This is a genomic window from Streptomyces sp. NPDC025651, assembly GCF_055558735.1.
Genome location: NZ_JBVHLZ010000004.1, coordinates 557,430 through 574,336, shown reverse-complemented (window position 1 = coordinate 574,336; position 16,907 = coordinate 557,430). Strand labels below are relative to the sequence as shown.

General features: G+C 71.6%; 18 protein-coding genes. 10 read left to right on the top strand and 8 right to left on the bottom strand.

Translation table 11 applies throughout. The features are described from left to right. Positions 1-73 precede the first annotated feature (73 nt). A complete protein-coding gene (locus ACZ4D5_RS19035) occupies positions 74-3,292 on the top strand; it encodes a tetratricopeptide repeat protein (RefSeq protein ID WP_467773498.1) in 3,219 nt (1,072 codons plus the stop codon). A gap of 19 nt (positions 3,293-3,311) precedes the next feature. Here the strand turns inward: ACZ4D5_RS19035 and ACZ4D5_RS19030 are convergent, their stop codons facing one another. Both ACZ4D5_RS19030 and mca read right to left on the bottom strand, forming a co-directional pair. Next, a complete protein-coding gene (locus ACZ4D5_RS19030) occupies positions 3,312-3,530 on the bottom strand; it encodes a hypothetical protein (RefSeq protein WP_467773597.1) in 219 nt (72 codons plus the stop codon). A 19-nt stretch (positions 3,531-3,549) separates the two neighbouring features. After that, positions 3,550-4,431: a mycothiol conjugate amidase Mca gene (gene mca, locus ACZ4D5_RS19025; protein ID WP_467773497.1), complete on the bottom strand. Its 882-nt coding sequence runs from the start codon at positions 4,429-4,431 to the stop codon at positions 3,550-3,552. Between the two features lie 113 nt (positions 4,432-4,544). Between mca and ACZ4D5_RS19020 the strand changes: the two genes are divergently transcribed. Both ACZ4D5_RS19020 and greA read left to right on the top strand, forming a co-directional pair. Beyond that, positions 4,545-4,976, top strand: coding sequence for a DUF4307 domain-containing protein (locus ACZ4D5_RS19020; RefSeq protein ID WP_467773496.1), 432 nt, complete (start codon positions 4,545-4,547; stop codon positions 4,974-4,976). Between the two features lie 192 nt (positions 4,977-5,168). Further along, positions 5,169-5,666 (top strand): transcription elongation factor GreA, encoded by a 498-nt coding sequence (gene greA / locus ACZ4D5_RS19015; protein ID WP_467773495.1) that lies wholly within the window; start codon positions 5,169-5,171, stop codon positions 5,664-5,666. A 69-nt stretch (positions 5,667-5,735) separates the two neighbouring features. Here greA and ACZ4D5_RS19010 read toward each other — a convergent pair whose 3' ends face one another. From ACZ4D5_RS19010 to ilvA, 3 genes are all read right to left on the bottom strand, one after another. Next, positions 5,736-6,587, bottom strand: coding sequence for an ABC transporter permease (locus ACZ4D5_RS19010; protein WP_467773494.1), 852 nt, complete (start codon positions 6,585-6,587; stop codon positions 5,736-5,738). Further along, positions 6,584-7,591, bottom strand: a complete 1,008-nt coding sequence (locus ACZ4D5_RS19005; protein WP_467773493.1) for an ATP-binding cassette domain-containing protein — start codon at positions 7,589-7,591, stop codon at positions 6,584-6,586. The genes ACZ4D5_RS19010 and ACZ4D5_RS19005 overlap by 4 nt, the downstream gene beginning before the upstream one ends. Positions 7,592-7,823: 232 nt before the next feature. Beyond that, on the bottom strand, positions 7,824-9,053 hold the full coding sequence (ilvA, locus tag ACZ4D5_RS19000) for a threonine ammonia-lyase (protein ID WP_467773492.1): 1,230 nt from the start codon (positions 9,051-9,053) through the stop codon (positions 7,824-7,826). 157 nt (positions 9,054-9,210) lie between these two features. Here ilvA and ACZ4D5_RS18995 point away from each other — a divergent pair, with 157 nt between their 5' ends. From ACZ4D5_RS18995 to ACZ4D5_RS18985, 3 genes are all read left to right on the top strand, one after another. Continuing rightward, a complete protein-coding gene (locus tag ACZ4D5_RS18995; protein WP_362331900.1) occupies positions 9,211-9,729 on the top strand; it encodes a MarR family winged helix-turn-helix transcriptional regulator in 519 nt (172 codons plus the stop codon). Between the two features lie 64 nt (positions 9,730-9,793). Next, positions 9,794-10,276 (top strand): sigma factor-like helix-turn-helix DNA-binding protein, encoded by a 483-nt coding sequence (locus ACZ4D5_RS18990; RefSeq protein ID WP_467773491.1) that lies wholly within the window; start codon positions 9,794-9,796, stop codon positions 10,274-10,276. Further along, entirely contained in the window at positions 10,273-10,524 is a 252-nt protein-coding gene (locus ACZ4D5_RS18985) for a hypothetical protein (RefSeq protein ID WP_467773490.1), read from the top strand. Before ACZ4D5_RS18990 ends, ACZ4D5_RS18985 begins: the two co-directional genes overlap by 4 nt. A gap of 23 nt (positions 10,525-10,547) precedes the next feature. Here the strand turns inward: ACZ4D5_RS18985 and ACZ4D5_RS18980 are convergent, their stop codons facing one another. Then, positions 10,548-11,702: a cystathionine gamma-synthase gene (locus ACZ4D5_RS18980; protein WP_467773489.1), complete on the bottom strand. Its 1,155-nt coding sequence runs from the start codon at positions 11,700-11,702 to the stop codon at positions 10,548-10,550. A gap of 101 nt (positions 11,703-11,803) precedes the next feature. On the opposite strand from ACZ4D5_RS18980, the gene ACZ4D5_RS18975 reads away from it, so the two are divergent. The 4 genes from ACZ4D5_RS18975 (at position 11,804) to ACZ4D5_RS18960 (ending at position 15,220) form a co-directional block, all read left to right on the top strand. After that, positions 11,804-12,922 (top strand): hypothetical protein, encoded by a 1,119-nt coding sequence (locus ACZ4D5_RS18975; RefSeq protein ID WP_467773488.1) that lies wholly within the window; start codon positions 11,804-11,806, stop codon positions 12,920-12,922. 99 nt (positions 12,923-13,021) lie between these two features. Further along, on the top strand, positions 13,022-13,684 hold the full coding sequence (gene msrA, locus ACZ4D5_RS18970; RefSeq protein ID WP_467773487.1) for a peptide-methionine (S)-S-oxide reductase MsrA: 663 nt from the start codon (positions 13,022-13,024) through the stop codon (positions 13,682-13,684). Positions 13,685-13,931: 247 nt separating this feature from the next. Further along, complete coding sequence (locus ACZ4D5_RS18965; protein WP_467773486.1) at positions 13,932-14,591, top strand: ClpP family protease; 660 nt, start codon at positions 13,932-13,934, stop codon at positions 14,589-14,591. 20 nt (positions 14,592-14,611) lie between these two features. Further along, a complete protein-coding gene (locus ACZ4D5_RS18960; RefSeq protein WP_467773485.1) occupies positions 14,612-15,220 on the top strand; it encodes a ClpP family protease in 609 nt (202 codons plus the stop codon). Positions 15,221-15,250: 30 nt separating this feature from the next. On the opposite strand, the gene ACZ4D5_RS18955 is transcribed toward ACZ4D5_RS18960, so the two are convergent. Together ACZ4D5_RS18955 and ACZ4D5_RS18950 are read right to left on the bottom strand one after the other, a co-directional pair. Beyond that, a complete protein-coding gene (locus tag ACZ4D5_RS18955) occupies positions 15,251-15,739 on the bottom strand; it encodes a helix-turn-helix domain-containing protein (RefSeq protein ID WP_467773484.1) in 489 nt (162 codons plus the stop codon). 91 nt (positions 15,740-15,830) lie between these two features. Then, complete coding sequence (locus ACZ4D5_RS18950) at positions 15,831-16,805, bottom strand: helix-turn-helix domain-containing protein (RefSeq protein ID WP_467773483.1); 975 nt, start codon at positions 16,803-16,805, stop codon at positions 15,831-15,833. Positions 16,806-16,907 lie beyond the last annotated feature (102 nt).

Here is a 16,907-nt window from a genome sequence, read left to right as displayed (position 1 = left end):
CCTCGCTTCCGGGCCCCGTACGCAGGACACTTGTGAATTGCAGGCAACTGTTGCTCTCGGAGGGGGAACCCATATGCGGGACAGCCATCGGGCCGAGGCCGAGCGGCTGTTGGCACGGGCCGTGGAGGAGGAGGTGCGCCGTTCGGGCGGGCGCGTCGACGGGAGCGTGCTGCTCGCGCGGTCCCGCGGCGCCCTGGACGCCATGGCGCAGACGGCCGCCGAGGAGTACGGCACGTACACGCGCGCGCTCGACGAGGCACAGGCGGGACAGCTCACCTTCGCGCAGCGCTACGCACGCGAGGGAGCGGGAACTCCCCTGCTGGTGGCGGTGGTTGCGGCGATCGCCGCCGGCGTCTGCGACCTCTCCTTCGGGACGAGCGTCGGCACGGCCCTCGGCACCGGCGCGGTCGTCGCCGTGGCGGGCGCGGCGGCCACCGTGGTGAAGGTGACGGCCTCCCATCTGCCCGCGGCCAGCCGCCGCGCGGGCGAGCTCAGCCGGCCCGGCGGGCCCGAGCAGCTGCGGCTGCAGTGGCTGACGGCGCTGGAGGTGCGCGGCATCCGGCCCTTCCTCGACCAGCAGCGGGTCCTCGCCGCGTCGACCGGCACCCGGACGGCGAAGAAGGCCGCACCCCAGCTGCGCGGCACGGACAAGAGCGCGGCGGCGCGCAGGCGCTCCGTACTCCAGCAGTCCTTCTCCCAACTCCCGCAGAACACGGGGCCGTTCGCGGGCCGCAGGACCGAGCTGGCGCGGATCGCGCAGTGGGTGCACGCGGCGCGCGCCAGCAGCGACACCCGGCCCACGGTCGTGATGCTGCACGGCGTGCCCGGCTCGGGGCGGACCTCGCTCGCGGTGCGGGCCGCGTACGACCTGCGGGACCAGTTCCGCGGGGCGTGCGTGGTGGACCTGCGCGGCGACAATCCGCAGGAGACCCCGCTCTCCACGCGCGACGCCCTGTTGCATCTGCTGAATCGATTGGGCGCCCCGCGCGAGCAGTTGCTCTTCCGGGAGCGGTCCTCGCAGGAACAGCAGGTCAAGCGGCTCAGCGAGCTCTACCACCAGTATCTGACGGGCCTGGCGGTGACGATCGTCCTGGACGACGCGAGCGACGCCGGGCAGGTCCGCACGCTGATACCGGAGCGCTCCGACAGCCTGGTCCTCGTCACCACCCGCGAGCCCCTGGAGCTGCCCGCGGACCTGCCCGCCTGGGTGCACCGGCTGCCGGTCGACGCGCTGGACGAGGCCGGCGCGGAGGACCTCCTGCGGGAGTGCGCGGAGGACCTGTCGGGGCCCTACGACGCCGAATCGGCCGACGCGGTGCGCCAGTTGTGCGGCGGGCTGCCGCTGGCCCTGCGCGCCGCGGGTTCCTCCCTCGGTCCGCGTACGCCGCGTCAGCTGGCCTCGGACCTGTCGGCGTACGGCCCCGCCGAGAAGGTGAGCCCCGTCGAGCGCGTCCTGTGGCTGCGCTACACCGACCAGTCCGAGTCGGCGCGGCGGCTGCTGCGCCGCCTCGCGCTCGCCGGACGCGCCTCGCTGGGCGCGGCCGCGGCCGCCGCGCTGCTCGCCACCGACGAGCAGGAGGCGGCCCGGCAGCTGACCGCGCTGTCCCGGGCGGGCCTGGTCGACCAGTTGCGGGGCGGCCGCCACCGCCTGCACGACCTCGTCCGTGCCTTCGCGCTCGCCCGGCTCCTGGACGAGGAGGAGCCCGCCGAGCGCAGCGCCGCGCAGGAGCGCCTCATCACCAGCTACGGAGAGCTGGCCGACACGGTGATCCGCCTGGTCGACGGCAAGACGTCCACACGCGCCGACCAGGTCGGCCAGCACGGCTTCGCCTCGCTGGACGCGGCGCTGCGCTGGCTGGACGACGAGTCGACGTTCATCACCGCCGCCCTGCGGCACGCGGAGGGCGTCGACCAGCGGACCGTGCTCAACCTGCTGGGCGCGCTGTGCGACTACTGCCTGCTGCGCGGCGACCTCTACCGCCTGGGTGAGATCAACGAACTGACGCAGGCCATCGACCAGGGGCTGCTCGGCCGCAGCGTGCAGTGGCGCACGGGCATCGCGGCCCGCCAGCTCGGCGAGCTCGACCAGTCGCGCACGACGCTGAACTCGGTGGTCGACCTCTACTTCGAGGCCCACCAGGACGCGGCGGCCGCCCGCGCCCTCGGCTCACTCGGCATCACACTGCACCACCAGGGCAATCTCACGGAGGCCGCGGCCCGGCTCACGGAGGCGCTGGGCCTGCAGGCCGCCGACGAGCTGGCGGGCGACCGCGCCTGGACGCTGCACGCGCTCGCCGCGGTGGAACGGGACCGGGGCCACCTCGCGCACGCCCTGGAGATGCTGAACACGGCGCTGGAACTGCACCGCCGCAGCGGCTCCGTGCACGGCGAGGCATGGACGCACTTCCAGCTCGGCCAGCTCTGCCTGCGCATGGGCGACGTACCGCGCGCGGAGGGCGAGCTGCGCAGCGCCCTCGACCTGTACGGCCGCACCCGCGACCCGCGCGGCGAGGCCTGGGCGATGACGCAGCTGGCGCGGGCCCGCCTGGTGGACGGCGACCCCTCGCCCGCGGTCGACGGCCTGCGTCAGGCGGTGTCCCGGCACCGCGACAACGAGGACGCGCGCGGCGAGGCCTGGTCCCTGTACTACCTCGGCCAGGCCCTGGAGGAGACCGGCAGCCTCGACCAGGCGGTGCGGGACCTGGAGCGGGCGCGGACGATGTTCTCCCGGATGCGGGACGTGTACGGCCTGGCGTGCGCGCGCCACCACTCGGCGCGCGTCACCCGCGACCAGCGCGCCGCCCAGACGGGCTCGCTGCGCAACTCCGGCTTCGCGCGGCAGCTCCTGATGGACGCCCGCGCCGACTTCCAGCGGATCGGCGTCGCGCACGGCGAGGCCTGGACGTGCCTGGAGCTGGTGGTCGTGGACGCGGGCAACAACCGCACCCAGCAGGCGCTCACCCTGTGCGACGAGGCCATCGGGCTCTTCGCCTCGTACGGCGACCGCCGGGGCGGCGACTGGGCCCGCTTCCTGCGCTGCACCCTGCTGCCCTACGCCTCGCCGGGCGGCTGGGAGGTCGGCACGGCCGTCGCCCAGGAGGAGCTGGACCAGCTGTCCCGCGAGGACCATCCGACCCGTGACGGCAAGCTCGCCGACTACGTCCAGGCGTTCGGCCTGCTCCTGGAGCGCGGCGCCGACCTGGAAACGGGATGGCAGGCATGGCGGCTCGGCATGGTGCCGAGCCGGCATGCGCGCGAGGTGATGGGGGTGGAGGTGACCCAACCGAGCTGAGCCCCACCCGCGCCGGGCGTCAGCCCCGCTGCGGTTCGGCGCCGGAGGACGCCTTCGCCTCCGCCTTCGCGGAGGAGTCCTCCGGCTCCTTGAAGTCGACCTTCCCCATGTGGCGGTTCATCGACTTCATCAGACCCCAGACGGCGAGGGCCATCACCGCGAAGACGATGAAGCCCAGAACGCCGGGGGTCACCTTGTCGTCGTCGACCTCCTTGGCAAGAGGGACGAGATGCGTCATTGCCAGATGTACGTTCACGCTAGGCATTGTCGCGGATGCCCGCAAAGAGGTCGTCCTCGGGGAGGGAAGTATCGACGAGCGACTTCGCGAGCTCGTACTCCTCCGTGGGCCAGACCTCCTTCTGGATCTCCATCGGGACCCGGAACCAGCCGCCGTCGGGGTCGATCTGCGTGGCGTGCGCGATCAGGGCCTTGTCGCGGATCTCGTAGAAGTCGGCGCACGGGACGTGGGTGGTCAGCGTGCGCTCGACGCGCTCGAACTCGTCCCAGCGCTTGAGCCAGTCCCCGTACGGCGACTCCAGGCCGCGGTCGAGCATCGCCTGGTGCAGCGCCTCGGTGCGCGGGCGGTTGAAGCCCTGGTTGTAGTAGAGCTTCTGCGGCTGGAAGACCGGGCCGAACTCCGGCTCCGGGTACTTCTCGGCGTCCGCCGCACCGTCGAAGGCCACCATCGTGATCTTGTGGGTCATGATGTGGTCGGGGTGCGGGTATCCGCCGTTCTCGTCGTACGTCGTGATGACCTGCGGACGGAAGGAGCGGATCTGGCGCACCAGCTCGCCGGCCGCCTTGTCGACGTCCTCCAGGGCGAAGCAGCCCTCGGGCAGCGGCGGCAGCGGGTCGCCCTCGGGCAGCCCCGAGTCGACGAAGCCGAGCCACTCCTGCTTGACGCCGAGGATCTCGCGCGCCTCGTCCATCTCCTTCTTGCGGACCTCGTGGATGTTCTCCTGGATGTACGCGTCGCCCTGGAGCTTGGGGTTGAGGATGTCGCCGCGCTCCCCGCCCGTGCAGGTCACGACGAGTACGTCCACCCCCTCGGACACGTACTTGGCCATGGTGGCCGCGCCCTTGCTCGACTCGTCGTCGGGGTGGGCGTGAACGGCCATCAGTCGCAGCTGCTCAGTCAAGATCGATCCTCAGTAATTGGGCGCCCTCGTGGTTCCGGCGCAACATGCGGCTTCTATAGTGACGGAACCGGGGGGCGGAAAATTCCGGCATCCCCTGTTCCTGGAGGACGATCATGGCGGCGGTGGGCTCGAAGCTCCCGGAGGGCCTTCCCGAGGGTCTTCCCGAGGGGCGGTACGGCCGTTCCCGCACGGCCGACGCGGCCGCCGACCGCAAGCTGAAGATCATCGGCTCCGTGCTCGGCGTGCTCCTGCTGGGCGTCGTCGGCTGGTTCGGCTACGACTACGTCAACAGCCAGAAGGTCAGCGCCGAGGTCATCAAGTTCGACATCCTCTCGGACACCACCGTCGAGGCGCATCTGGAGGTCCGCAAGGACACCGACGCCCGCGGTTACTGCACGCTGCGCTCGCAGGCCCGCTCGGGCGCCGAGGTGGGCCGCGCGGACTTCCGCTTCGACCAGCGCACGGACCGCATCGACAAGACGGTCACACTGCGTACGACGTCGAAGGCGACCAGCGTCGAGCTGCTCGGCTGCCACTCCGACTGACGTCGCGGGCTGACGCCGCCACCCTGCGCCGGGTGGCTTTACCTCGCTCACCTGCGTTGACGCAAATCTGATGGCTTATGTCCTCCCCCTTCCGCGCCTGAATTGTTAGGCTCGTGGTTTCGCCCACCCGTGAGGGAACATCCTTCTGGGTAGGGCGATGCTTTGTATTCCCAGTACCTACGAGGAGCACCTGTGACCCAGACCAGCGAGAACGTCACCTGGCTGACCCAGGAGGCGTACAACAAGCTCAAGGACGAGCTTGAGTACCTGTCTGGTCCCGCGCGCACCGAGATCGCAGCGAAGATCGCGGCCGCACGCGAGGAGGGCGACCTGCGCGAGAACGGCGGGTACCACGCGGCCAAGGAGGAGCAGGGCAAGCAGGAGCTCCGCGTCCGGCAGCTGACCCAGCTCCTGGAGACCGCCCGCGTCGGCGAGGCCCCGGCCGACGACGGCGTCGTGGAGCCGGGCATGGTCGTCACCATCGCCTTCGACGGCGACGAGGACGACACCGTGACCTTCCTGCTCGCCTCCCGTGAGTACGCGAGCAGCGACATCGAGACGTACTCGCCGCAGTCCCCGCTGGGCACCGGCGTGAATGGCAAGAAGATCGGCGAGAACGCGGAGTACGAGCTGCCGAACGGCAAGTTCGCCTCCGTCAAGATCCTCGCGGCCAAGCCGTACGCGGGCTGACGCCCGCCGTCCGCTTCGGCCGCGAAGGGGCCCCGGCACGGTGCGTGCCGGGGCCCTTTCGTATGCCTGTCAGGCCGTCGCGGAGCGGTACTTGCGCACCGCGAGGGTGCGGAAGATCAGGATGATCAGGACGGAGTAGATCACCGAGGCCCAGACCGGGTGCTGCATGGGCCAGGCCGAGGACGCGGAGACACCCGGGTTGCCGAAGAGCTCGCGGCTGGCCTGGACGGTCGCGCTGAAGGGGTTCCAGTCGGCGACGTGCCGCAGCCAGGGCGTCATGTTGCTGGAGTCCACGAAGGCGTTCGAGATGAACGTGACCGGGAAGAGCCAGATCAGGCCACCTGACGTGGCCGCCTCCGGGGTGCGGACCGAGAGGCCGATGAGCGCGCCGACCCAGGTGAACGCGTAGCCGAGCAGGAGCAGCAGGCCGAAGGCGCCGAGGGCCTTCCAGATCCCCTCGTGAATGCGCCAGCCCACCAGGAGCGCCACGATCGCGAGGACCAGGAGGGTCAGCGCGGTCTGCACGAGGTCGGCGATGGTGCGTCCGGTGAGGACCGCGCCGCGTGCCATCGGCAGCGAACGGAAGCGGTCGATGAGGCCCTTGTGCATGTCGTCGGCGATGCCGGCGCCCGCGCCCGCGGTGGCGAAGGTGACGGTCTGCGCGAAGATGCCCGCCATCAGAAAGTTGCGGTAGTCCGCGGGGTCGGTGCTGGTGCCGATCTTCATGGATCCGCCGAAGACGTAGCTGAACAGCACCACGAACATGATCGGCTGGATCAGGCCGAAGATGACCATCTCGGGGATGCGGGACATCCGGATGAGGTTGCGCTTGGCGACGACCAGCGAGTCCCTGACGGACTGGCCGATCCCGCCCGCGGGCCTGGGGCCCGCCGTGGGCACGGTGTCGGTGACGGCACTCACTTGTCCGCCTCCTTCCTTCGCCTGGCCTTGGCGTCGGCCGCCTCGCCGTTGCCCTCGTCCGTCAGCTCGGCGACATGGCCGGTGAGGGAGATGAAGACGTCGTCGAGGGTCGGGCGGCGCAGTCCGATGTCGTCGATCTCGATGCCGCGGCCGTCCAGTTCGCGGATGACCTCGGCGAGCAGCTTGGCGCCGCCGGTGACGGGGACGGTCAGTTTGCGCGTGTGCTCGGCGACGGCCACCTCGCCCTTGCCGAAGCCGCGCAGCACGTCGGAGGCGGTGGCGATGTGCTCGCGCTCGTGGACGACGACCTCGACGCGCTCGCCGCCGGTCCGGGCCTTGAGCTGGTCGGAGGTGCCGCGGGCGATGACGCGGCCGTGGTCGACGACGCAGATGTCGTGCGCCAGGTGGTCGGCCTCTTCGAGGTACTGGGTGGTCAGGAGCAGCGTCGTGCCCCCCGCGACCAGTTCCTGGATGACCTCCCACAGCTGCTGGCGGTTGCGCGGGTCGAGGCCCGTGGTCGGCTCGTCCATGAACATCACGGGGGGCGAGACGACAAGGGCGGCCGCGAGGTCGAGGCGGCGGCGCATACCGCCCGAGTACGTCTTGGAGGGGCGGTCGGCGGCGTCGGCGAGGTTGAACCGGTCGAGCAGCTCGCCCGCCCTGGCCTTCGCCTCCTTGGCCCGCATCTGGTAGAGCCGGCCGACCATCTGGAGGTTCTCACGGCCCGTCAGGTACTCGTCCACCGCGGCGAACTGGCCGGAGAGGCCGATGGAGCGCCGGACCTCGTTCGGATGCCTGAGGACGTCGATGCCCGCGACGACGGCCTTGCCGCTGTCCGGTGTCAGGAGCGTCGTCAGACAGCGGACCGCGGTGGTCTTCCCCGCGCCGTTCGGCCCCAGGAGGCCGAGCACGGTGCCTTCCGGGACATCCAGATCGACGCCGTCCAGAGCCCTTACGTCGCCGAAGGTCTTCACCAGACCTTCGGCGTAGATGGCGCCTGGCATGTGGGTTCTCCCCGTTGTGTGGGTTACTTCCTACGCAAAAGCTTAGATTTGCCGGACTTCGCCCGCCCGGCGACCAGTGACCTGACACACACCATAACGCGATACATCGCGTCGCCTCAGCTGTTTTTCAGAAGTCGTTGACACCTGGACGTTCCGCGCACCATCCGGACGCCTGTCCGCCCGTCCGCCCGTTCGCCCGTCCGGACATCCGGACATCCGGACATCCGGACGTTCAGCCGATGACCGTGTAGCCCGCCTCGCGCAGGGCCGCGCCCACCTCGGCGCAGTGCGCGGGGCCCTTCGTCTCCAGGTGCAGCTCGACCTCCGCCTCCGTGAGCCCGAGCCGCGGATCGGTCCGCACGTGGCTCACGTCCAGGACGTTGGCGTCGACCTCCGAGAGCACGCCCAGGAGCGTGGCCAGCGCGCCGGGGCGGTCCGTCAGACGCAGCCGCAGCGAGAGGTAGCGGCCCGCCGCCGCCATGCCGTGCCGCAGGATCCGCTGCATCAGGAGCGGGTCCACGTTGCCGCCCGAGAGCACCGCCACCACCGGGCCCTCGAACGCCTTCGGGTTGCCGAGCAGCGCCGCGACCGGGCTCGCGCCCGCGGGCTCGACGACCATCTTGGCCCGCTCCAGGCAGAGCAGCAGGGCGCTGGAGAGCTCGTCCTCGGAGACCGTGACGACGTCGTCCACCAGCTCGTGGACCAGTTGGAACGGCACGTCGCCGGGGCGCCCGACCTTGATGCCGTCGGCCATCGTCGCGGGGTTCACGATCGACACCGGGTGCCCGGCGGCCAGCGAGGGCGGGTAGGCGGCGGCGCCCGCCGCCTGCACGCCCACCACCCTGACGTCCGGGCGCAGCGACTTGACCGCGACCGCGATGCCCGCCGCGAGACCGCCGCCCCCGACGCCGACGACCAGGGTGCGCACCTCGGGGCACTGCTCCAGGATCTCCAGGCCGACCGTGCCCTGCCCCGCGATGATGTCCGCGTGGTCGAAGGGGTGGATGAACACCGCGCCCGTGTCGCGCGCGTACTGCTGCGCGGCGGCCAGCGTCTCGTCGACGACCTGGCCCTGCAGGCGCACCTCCGCGCCGTAGTCCCGGGTGGCCGCGACCTTGGGCAGCGGCGCCCCGGCCGGCATGAACACCGTCGAGCGCACGCCCAGCAGGGTCGAGGCGAGCGCGACGCCCTGCGCGTGGTTGCCCGCGCTGGCGGCCACGACACCGGCCGCGCGCTCCTCGGGGAGCAGGCCCGCGATGCGTACGTAGGCGCCGCGGAGCTTGAACGAGCCGGTCCGCTGGAGGTTCTCGCACTTGAGGTGCACCGGGGCCCCGACCAGCTGGGACAGGTGCCTGCTGCCCTCCATCGCCGTCGTCCTGGCCACTCCGGAGAGCATCTTCTGTGCGCCGCGCACGTCGTCGAGGGTCACCGAGGGCAAGGAGTCAGTCGTGCGGTAGCTCATGACGGCAAGTCTTGCAGCAGGCGCCCGAGTCCTCCCGGGAAGACCGAGGGGCGAGACCGTTCTGCCCGTAGGTTTGCGCAGCGCAGGTACGGTACGGGCCTTGTCCGCGTACCCTGTCCCCCAACCCACCGCCCTCGCATGAAGTGAGCCCCCGGCCATGCCCACAACTCCGGACATGACGACCGCCAGTGAACCCGGCCTTCTCGACAGCCTGCAGCACCAGGTGGCGGTCTTCGCCCGCCGCGCGGAGCAGACCCGTCTCGGCGGCGTAGGCCAGGTCCGCAACTCCATGGACCGCGCCGCGTATCTGCTGCTCAACCGCCTCGACAAGGAAGGCCCCATGGGCGTCAAGGCGCTCGCCGCGAGCATGGGCATCGACTCCTCGACGGTCACCCGGCAGGTCGCCCCGCTGGTCGACACCGGGCTCGTCAAGCGCACCTCGCACCCCGAGGACGGCCGTGCCGTGGTGCTCCAGCTCTCGCCGCGCGGCCAGGCCAGGCTCGACGAGGTGCGCTCCTCGCGCCGCGAGCTCATGGCCGAGTTGACGCAGGACTGGGCCCCGGAGGAGCGCGAGAGCTTCTGCGCGCTCCTCACACGCTTCAACTCCGCCCTCTCGGCACGGCAGACGTCACAGACGGCACCCGGTGGTGAGGTTCCGGCCACTCCGGAGTCTTGACCCCGGCCCCGCCTCTGGCCTCATATGAGACCGGGATCCCCCTTCCTTCCGGCCGGGAGGCGCGGTGCGAGAGCGGCAGGCGTTCCAGGACGCCCGCCGTGCCCGGGACTTCGAGGCATTCGTCGCGGGCGCGGCAGGGCGGCTGCTGCATGCCGCCACCCTGCTGACCGCCGAGCCCCCGGACGACAACCCACGCGCGCGTGCCCTGCTGACCGCAGCCCTCGCGCACACGTACGCGACGTGGGACCGGCTGCGCGGCGAGGACCCCTACGACCGTGCGCGCCAGCAGCTCGCCCTGCGCTTCGCGCGCGCCGCCTGGCGCCGCCACCGCGGGCACGGCGGGGTCCTGGAGCGGCTCAGCCCCCAGGAGCGGCTGATTCTGGTGCTTCGGATGTACGAGGGAGTGGCCGAGGAGCAGACGGCGGCACTCCTCGGTCTGCCCGCCGAGCGGGTCTCGTCGATCTGTGCCCGCGCGATGGCGACGGTGCTGCACCCGCCGCGCGGACCGGCGCCGGCCCGCGCGCTGAGCGGGACGGCACCCTCATGAGCCAGTACGAGCGCAAGGAGAACGCGATCCGGCGCCTGCTTGACGGCACGCCGCCCGCGGTGCCGCCCGAGCTCTTCGAGGACGCGGTGCGCCGGGGCGGCCGGATGCTGCGGCGGCGCAGGGCGGTGCGGCGGGTGTGCTGGCTGCTGCTGTTCGCCGCCGTCGTGGCCTTCTCCGTGTGGGCCTCGCTGGCCCGGCCGTGGGTGGAGCCGCCGTCGCACACGACTCCACCCCTGACGCGCTGGTAGGCCCCCTGGCGCGCCGCTGAGGCCTAGCCCAGCGCCTGCTGCAGGTCGGCGACGAGGTCGTCCGCCGACTCGATGCCCACCGAGAGGCGCACGAGGTCCGCGGGGACCTCCAGGGCCGAGCCCGCCACCGAGGCGTGCGTCATGCGGCCCGGGTGCTCGATGAGCGACTCGACGCCGCCCAGGGACTCCCCCAGGGTGAACAGCTTGGCGCGGTTGCAGACCTCGACGGCCGCCTCCTCGCCGCCCTCGACCTGGAAGGAGACCATGCCGCCGAAGGCCCTCATCTGCTTGGCGGCGATCTCGTGACCGGGGTGCTCCGGAAGGCCCGGGTACAGCACGCGCGTCACGCGCGCGTGCCGGGTGAGCATCTCGGTGACCTTGCCGGCGTTCTCGCTGTGCCGGTCCATGCGCACCGCGAGGGTCTTGATGCCGCGCAGCACCAGCCAGGCGTCGAAGGGGCCCGCGACGGCGCCCATCGCGTTCTGGTGGAACGCCAACTCCTCGCCCAGCTCGGGGTCGTTGACGACGAGGGCGCCGCCGACGACGTCCGAGTGGCCGCCCATGTACTTCGTCATGGAGTGCACGACGACGTCCGCGCCGAGCGCGAGCGGCTGCTGCAGGTAGGGGCTGGCGAAGGTGTTGTCGACGACGAGGCGCGCGCCCGCCTCGCGGGCGATCTGCGCGACCGCCGCGATGTCGGTGATGCCGAGCAGCGGGTTGGAGGGGGTCTCCACCCAGATCGCCTTCGTACGGTCGGTCAGCGCGGCCCGCACCGACTCGGGGTCGGAGGTGTCGGCCACGGACCACTCCACGCCCCACCGGGAGACGACCTTGGCGAACAGGCGGAACGTGCCGCCGTACGCGTCGTTGGGGATGACCACGTGGTCGCCGGGCGCGAGCAGCGTACGGAGAAGGCAGTCCTCGGCCGCGAGACCGGAGGCGAAGGCGAGCCCTCGGCGGCCGCCCTCCAGTGCGGCCAGGTTCTCTTCAAGGGCGGTCCTGGTCGGGTTCGCGCTGCGGCTGTACTCATAGCCGCCGCGCAGTCCGCCGACGCCGTCCTGCTTGTAGGTCGACACCTGGTAGATGGGCGGGACGACGGCGCCGGTGAGGGGGTCGGCGGTGTTGCCCGCGTGGATCGCCACTGTCTCGAAGTTCTGCGTGCTGTGCGAGTCACTCATGCGGCCTGAGCGTAGTGCGCGCACGGGTTCTTCCGCCGGGTCGGTCCGGGTACGTCCGGGCAGGTTGGCCAATTGTCGGACGCGTCTGGTTCGCTTGTGTCATGGAGATTCTCTGGTTCCTGTTCGCGGTGGTCATGATCGGTGCGGTCCTCGGACCCGTGCTGCTGCGCAGGCGCGGCGGAATCCGGCAGGTCGCCCCCGGTTCCCCGGACGCCGCGGACCCGGCGAACTACGGCTTCCTGCGCCAGGAGGAGCTGGACATCCGCATGCCGGGACCGGACGCCGACCTCCTCGAAGTGCTCGACCTCGTGCAGCGCACGCAGGAGTGGAAGGCCGCCTCCCAGCTCCTCGCGGGCACCGAGACGCACGGCGAGCGACGCTGGCAGCGCGTGCAGGCCTTCGCGGGCGCGGCCTCGCTGGAGCTGCAGCAGCGGCCCGGCGGCGTCAGCGACAACCCGGGCGGGCAGTGGCTGCGGGTGTGGCGTGCCGAGGCGCCCAAGGACGCGGGCGGCGCCGCGGTGCACGCGGAGTTCCTCGTCCAGCAGGCGTGGCGCACCTCCACGCAGGGGACGGACGAGTTCCGGATCATCCTGGAGGAGGCCAAGGAGGCGTGCGCGCAGGCGGCGCTGCTCTCCCCCGGTGACCCCGTCCCGTACATCATCGAGCTCTCCATCGCGCGCGGACTCGCCTACCCCCGCGAGGAGTTCGAGCAGCTGTGGCTGAAGATCCTGGACCGCTCGCCCGCGCACATGGGTGCCCATCTGGCGGCGCTGCACTACTGGTGCGAGAAGTGGCACGGCTCGCGCGACCTCGCCTACAGCTTCGCGGAGGCCGCGGCCGCCCGCGCGCCCAGGGGCTCGCTCCTCGCGGCGCTCCCGCTCTTCGCGGTCTACGAGCACCTGCCCGAGGTCAATCTGGTCCGTGGGTTCTACGAGAGCGAGGTCGTCACCAAGGCCGTCGAGGGCGCGCTGTTCGCGGTGCACTCCGCGCGCGCGGACGACCCGATGCTGGCGCACGTGCGCCATCTCCTCGTCTTCTTCCTGGTCCGCTGCGAGCGCTGGGCCGAGGCCATGCACCAGCTGGTGCACGTGGACGGGCACGTCGGCGCGCTGCCCTGGACCCTGTCCGCGGACCCCGCCGAGGGGTACGCGCTGTACCGCGCCCTGGCCGTCGCGGGGTATGAGGCGAACGGCGGCAGCCCGGCCACGCTGCCGCACTGAGGCCTGGGCGCGGCTCCGGAATGCCACGCCGCCGCCCTGCGTTGACATGACTGACCCCTGTCACGCACGAGGCACTGTCCCGCACGAGGAGAGACCGACATGATCTTCGGCCGCACGCCCGAGCTCCCCACCCCCGAGCAGGCGCTCAAGGGCCGGGCGACCCCGGAATTCGAGGTCCCCTCCCGGCACACGGTCCTCGGCAACGCCCTGCTCGGCCCCTACCCCGAGGGCCTGGAGGTCGCGGACTTCGCACTCGGCTGCTTCTGGGGTGCCGAGCGGAAGTTCTGGCAGGCGGACGGCGTCTGGACGACGTACGTCGGCTACCAGGGCGGCTACACCGAGAACCCGTCGTACGAGGAGGTCTGCTCCGGCCAGACGGGCCACACGGAGGCGGTCCGCGTCGTCTTCGACCCGTCCAAGGTCTCGTACGAGCAGCTCCTGAAGCTCTTCTGGGAGTCGCACGACCCGACGCAGGGCTTCCGCCAGGGCAACGACGTCGGTACGCAGTACCGCTCGGCGCTCTACACCCACTCCCCCGCGCAGCAGGCCGCGGCCGAGGCGTCCCGCGACGCCTACCAGAAGGTCCTGACGGCCTCGGGCCACGGCACGATCACGACGACGGTGCTCCCCGCCCAGGACCGCACCTTCTGGCCGGCCGAGGCCTACCACCAGCAGTACCTGGACAAGAACCCCGACGGCTACTGCGGCATCGGCGGCACGGGCGTCTCCTGCCCGATCGGGGTGGCGCGGGCCGAGGGCTGAGCGGCCCCACCGGACACCACGGCGCCCGGACACCACGGAGCCCGGACACCACGGAGCCCGGACACAACAGCGCACGGACACCACGGCGCACCAGAGCAGCGGCCCACCAGGCACGACGACCCGGTGGGCCGCTGCTCTGCCCTCAGCGAATCTGCCGCAAGCCGAGATTTCTGACAGGGGCCGTGGCATGGGGCAACAGTGAGGTCACAGCGCGGCGTTCGGAGCCGCGAGACTTCCAGGAGGCGCCATGACACGGCTCGGCAGCGGGTGGGACGCGGCAACGCGGCCGCGGGGTGAGGACGGGGAGACGCCCCCGTCGCGGTTCGACGACCATCTCGCCGCGCAGCTGCTCAACCAGCGGATCGTGTTCCTGGGGACGCAGGTCGACGAGGTGTCCGCCAACCGCGTCTGCGCGCAGATGCTGTTGCTGTCCGCGGAGGACCCGAAGACCGACATCAGTCTCTACATCAACAGCCCCGGCGGCTCCGTCACCGCCGGGCTCGCCATCTACGACACCATGCGGCTCATCCCGAACGACGTGGCCACCCTCGCCATGGGATTCGCCGCCAGCATGGGCCAGTTCCTGCTGAGCGTCGGCACGCACGGCAAGCGGTTCGCGCTGCCCAACGCGCGGATCATGATGCACCAGCCGTCCGCCGGCATCGGCGGCACCACCGCCGACATCGCCATCCAGGCCGAGAACCTGGAGTTCACGAAGAAGGCCATCGAGCGGATCACCGCCGAGCACACCGGCCAGACCCAGGAGACCATCTCGCGCGACGGCGACCGCGACCGGTGGTTCACCGCCGAGCAGGCCAAGGAGTACGGGATGGTCGACCGCGTGGTCGAGTCGCTGGAGGACGTGCGGCCCGCGGGGTCGAAGCGGCGCATCGGGCTCGGAATCTGAGGACTGAGGGGTTGTCAGCCATGAGTCAGTACACCATTCCCACCGTCGTCGAGCGCACCCCGCAGGGCGAGCGCGCCTACGACATCTACAGCAGGCTGCTCTCCGAGCGCATCATCTTCCTCGGGACCGAGATCGACGACGGCGTCGCCAACGTCGTCATCGCGCAGCTGCTTCACCTGGAGTCCTCCGCTCCCGAGCGCGAGGTCGCCATCTACATCAACTCGCCCGGCGGATCCTTCACTTCGCTCATGGCCATCTACGACACCATGAGCTTCATCACCGCGCCGATCTCCACGTTCTGCGTCGGTCAGGCCGCGTCGACGGCCGCCGTGCTGCTCGCAGGCGGGGACCCGGGGCGGCGGTTCGTGCTCGACCACGCGCGTGTGCTGCTCGGGCAGCCCGCGAGCCGCGGCCAGCAGGGCACGGTGTCCGATCTGAGCCTGCAGGCCAAGGAGATGCTCCGGATCCGCTCGCAGGTCGAGGAGGTCCTGGCGCACCACACCCACCACGACGTGGCCACGCTCCGCGCCGACATGGACCGCGACAAGGTCTTCACCGCGCAGGAGGCCGTCGCGTACGGACTCGCCGACCAGGTCCTGAGCAGGCGGGCGGTGCCCGTCGCCGCGTGAGGGCGGCGACGGGACCCGACGGTCGTGCGGTCAGGCCGCCAGGCGCACCTCGCCCTGGTACGAAGCCCTGGATGTCGCAGAAGACCTGGACGCCGTAGAAGCCCTGGATGCCGTAGAAGCCCTGGACGCCGTAGAAGCCCCGGACGCCCCGACCGGCCTCGCACGGGGGAGGCCGGCCAACTGGCCCTGGGCCAGGGACAGCAGATCCGCCAGGCGCAGGCCGAGCGCGTGGGCGGCGGCCGCGAGGACCTCGGAGGAGGCCTCCTTGCGGCCCCGCTCCAGCTCGGAGAGGTAGGGCATGGAGATCCGGGCGGCGTCGGCCACGTCCTTGAGCGTGCGCTCCTGGGCGAGGCGCTCACGGCGCAGGACGTCTCCGACGACGTCCCGCCAGAGCGGTTCCTTGGCCGCCGGGGCCTGGCCGCCCTTCGCCTCCTTGGAGGGGTTCGGCGCCGCCTTGAGCGGGCGCAGGGGGATGACGCGGGCTTCGTTCGGCGCTTGGCTCGTCTCTTGGCTGCTCACTTCCTCAGCGTAGGAGCGGGACGGCCGCCGGCGCAGCGCGAAGCGTTCCGCCGCCCGCGAAATCCCGTGCCCCGTAGGCCCCGTGGAGCGGTCAGCCCTTCTTCGACGCCGAGCCCACCGACGACGCGTCCCGCCCCCAGCTGGCGAGCAGCCGCAGTCCTTCCGCCGACGCCGAGTGCGGCTCCGCGTGGTACATCATCAGCGACTGGTCGCAGTCGTCCGGCAGCCGCAGCGTCTCGAACGAGAGCGTCAGGTCGCCCACCAGCGGGTGGTGCATGCGCTTGACGCCGTGGCCCTTCTCGCGGACGTCGTGCGTGGCCCACAGGCCCCTGAACTCCTCGCTCTTCACGGAGAGTTCGCCGACGAGCGAGGACAGCTGCGGGTCGTTCGGATAGCAGCCCGCGTCCATGCGCAGATAGCTGACGATGTCCGACGCCTTCTGGTCCCAGTCCACGAACAGGTCGCGCGAGCGCTCGTCCAGGAAGCAGATCCGCGCCCAGTTCCGGTCCTTGGGCGCGAGCTCGCCCCAGTCGCCGAAGAGCGCCGCCGCCAGCGCGTTCCAGCCGAGGATGTCCGTGCGGCGGCCCACCACGTACGCGGGCACGTCGTGGATGGAGTCGAGGAGCTGCTGGAGGGCGGGCCGCATGGGCTGGGGGCGCGCGGCCTTCTTCTTCTTGAGCGCCTTCGGCTTGGCCAGGCGCGTCAGGTGGGCCTGCTCGGCGTCGGTCAGGCGCAGGGCGCGCGCGATGGCGTCGAGCACCTCGGCCGAGACGTTGCGGCCGTTGCCCTGCTCCAGCCGGGTGTAGTACGCGACGGAGACCCCCGCGAGCTGCGCCAGCTCCTCGCGGCGCAGTCCCGGCACCCTGCGGTGCCGTCCGATGTTCGGCAGGCCGACGTCCTGCGGCTGCAGCCGCGCCCTGCGGCTGCGCAGGAACTCGCTGAGCTCGGCCCTGCTGTCCAGGGGCGGGACCGCGGCGCTGTCCGGGGGCAGGCCCGCGGCGCTCGGGGTGCCGTGCGGGCGCTCGGCCGCCGCGGGGTTCTCGGCCGCCTCCGGGTTCTCGTCCATGCCTCCAGTATCCCGGGTCGCACGGCCGTGAGCCTGACCCCGCCAGTGGTAGGCACAGTGGTCGTAGGCAAACCGGGTGTCTGGGTGACGTCGCAGGTCACT

What these genes read in the sequence shown, in the direction of transcription:
- ACZ4D5_RS18985 (WP_467773490.1), top strand. Translation starts at nt 10,273, where the DNA reads ATGAGCCAGTACGAGCGCAAGGAGAACGCGATCCGGCGCCTGCTTGAC.
- ACZ4D5_RS18950 (WP_467773483.1), bottom strand. Translation starts at nt 16,805, where the DNA reads ATGGACGAGAACCCGGAGGCGGCCGAGAACCCCGCGGCGGCCGAGCGC.
- msrA (WP_467773487.1), top strand. Translation starts at nt 13,022, where the DNA reads ATGATCTTCGGCCGCACGCCCGAGCTCCCCACCCCCGAGCAGGCGCTC.
- ACZ4D5_RS18975 (WP_467773488.1), top strand. Translation starts at nt 11,804, where the DNA reads ATGGAGATTCTCTGGTTCCTGTTCGCGGTGGTCATGATCGGTGCGGTC.
- ACZ4D5_RS18995 (WP_362331900.1), top strand. Translation starts at nt 9,211, where the DNA reads ATGCCCACAACTCCGGACATGACGACCGCCAGTGAACCCGGCCTTCTC.
- ACZ4D5_RS19030 (WP_467773597.1), bottom strand. Translation starts at nt 3,530, where the DNA reads ATGACGCATCTCGTCCCTCTTGCCAAGGAGGTCGACGACGACAAGGTG.
- ilvA (WP_467773492.1), bottom strand. Translation starts at nt 9,053, where the DNA reads ATGAGCTACCGCACGACTGACTCCTTGCCCTCGGTGACCCTCGACGAC.
- ACZ4D5_RS18960 (WP_467773485.1), top strand. Translation starts at nt 14,612, where the DNA reads ATGAGTCAGTACACCATTCCCACCGTCGTCGAGCGCACCCCGCAGGGC.
- ACZ4D5_RS19005 (WP_467773493.1), bottom strand. Translation starts at nt 7,591, where the DNA reads ATGCCAGGCGCCATCTACGCCGAAGGTCTGGTGAAGACCTTCGGCGAC.
- ACZ4D5_RS19020 (WP_467773496.1), top strand. Translation starts at nt 4,545, where the DNA reads ATGGCGGCGGTGGGCTCGAAGCTCCCGGAGGGCCTTCCCGAGGGTCTT.
- ACZ4D5_RS18980 (WP_467773489.1), bottom strand. Translation starts at nt 11,702, where the DNA reads ATGAGTGACTCGCACAGCACGCAGAACTTCGAGACAGTGGCGATCCAC.
- ACZ4D5_RS18965 (WP_467773486.1), top strand. Translation starts at nt 13,932, where the DNA reads ATGACACGGCTCGGCAGCGGGTGGGACGCGGCAACGCGGCCGCGGGGT.
- ACZ4D5_RS19035 (WP_467773498.1), top strand. Translation starts at nt 74, where the DNA reads ATGCGGGACAGCCATCGGGCCGAGGCCGAGCGGCTGTTGGCACGGGCC.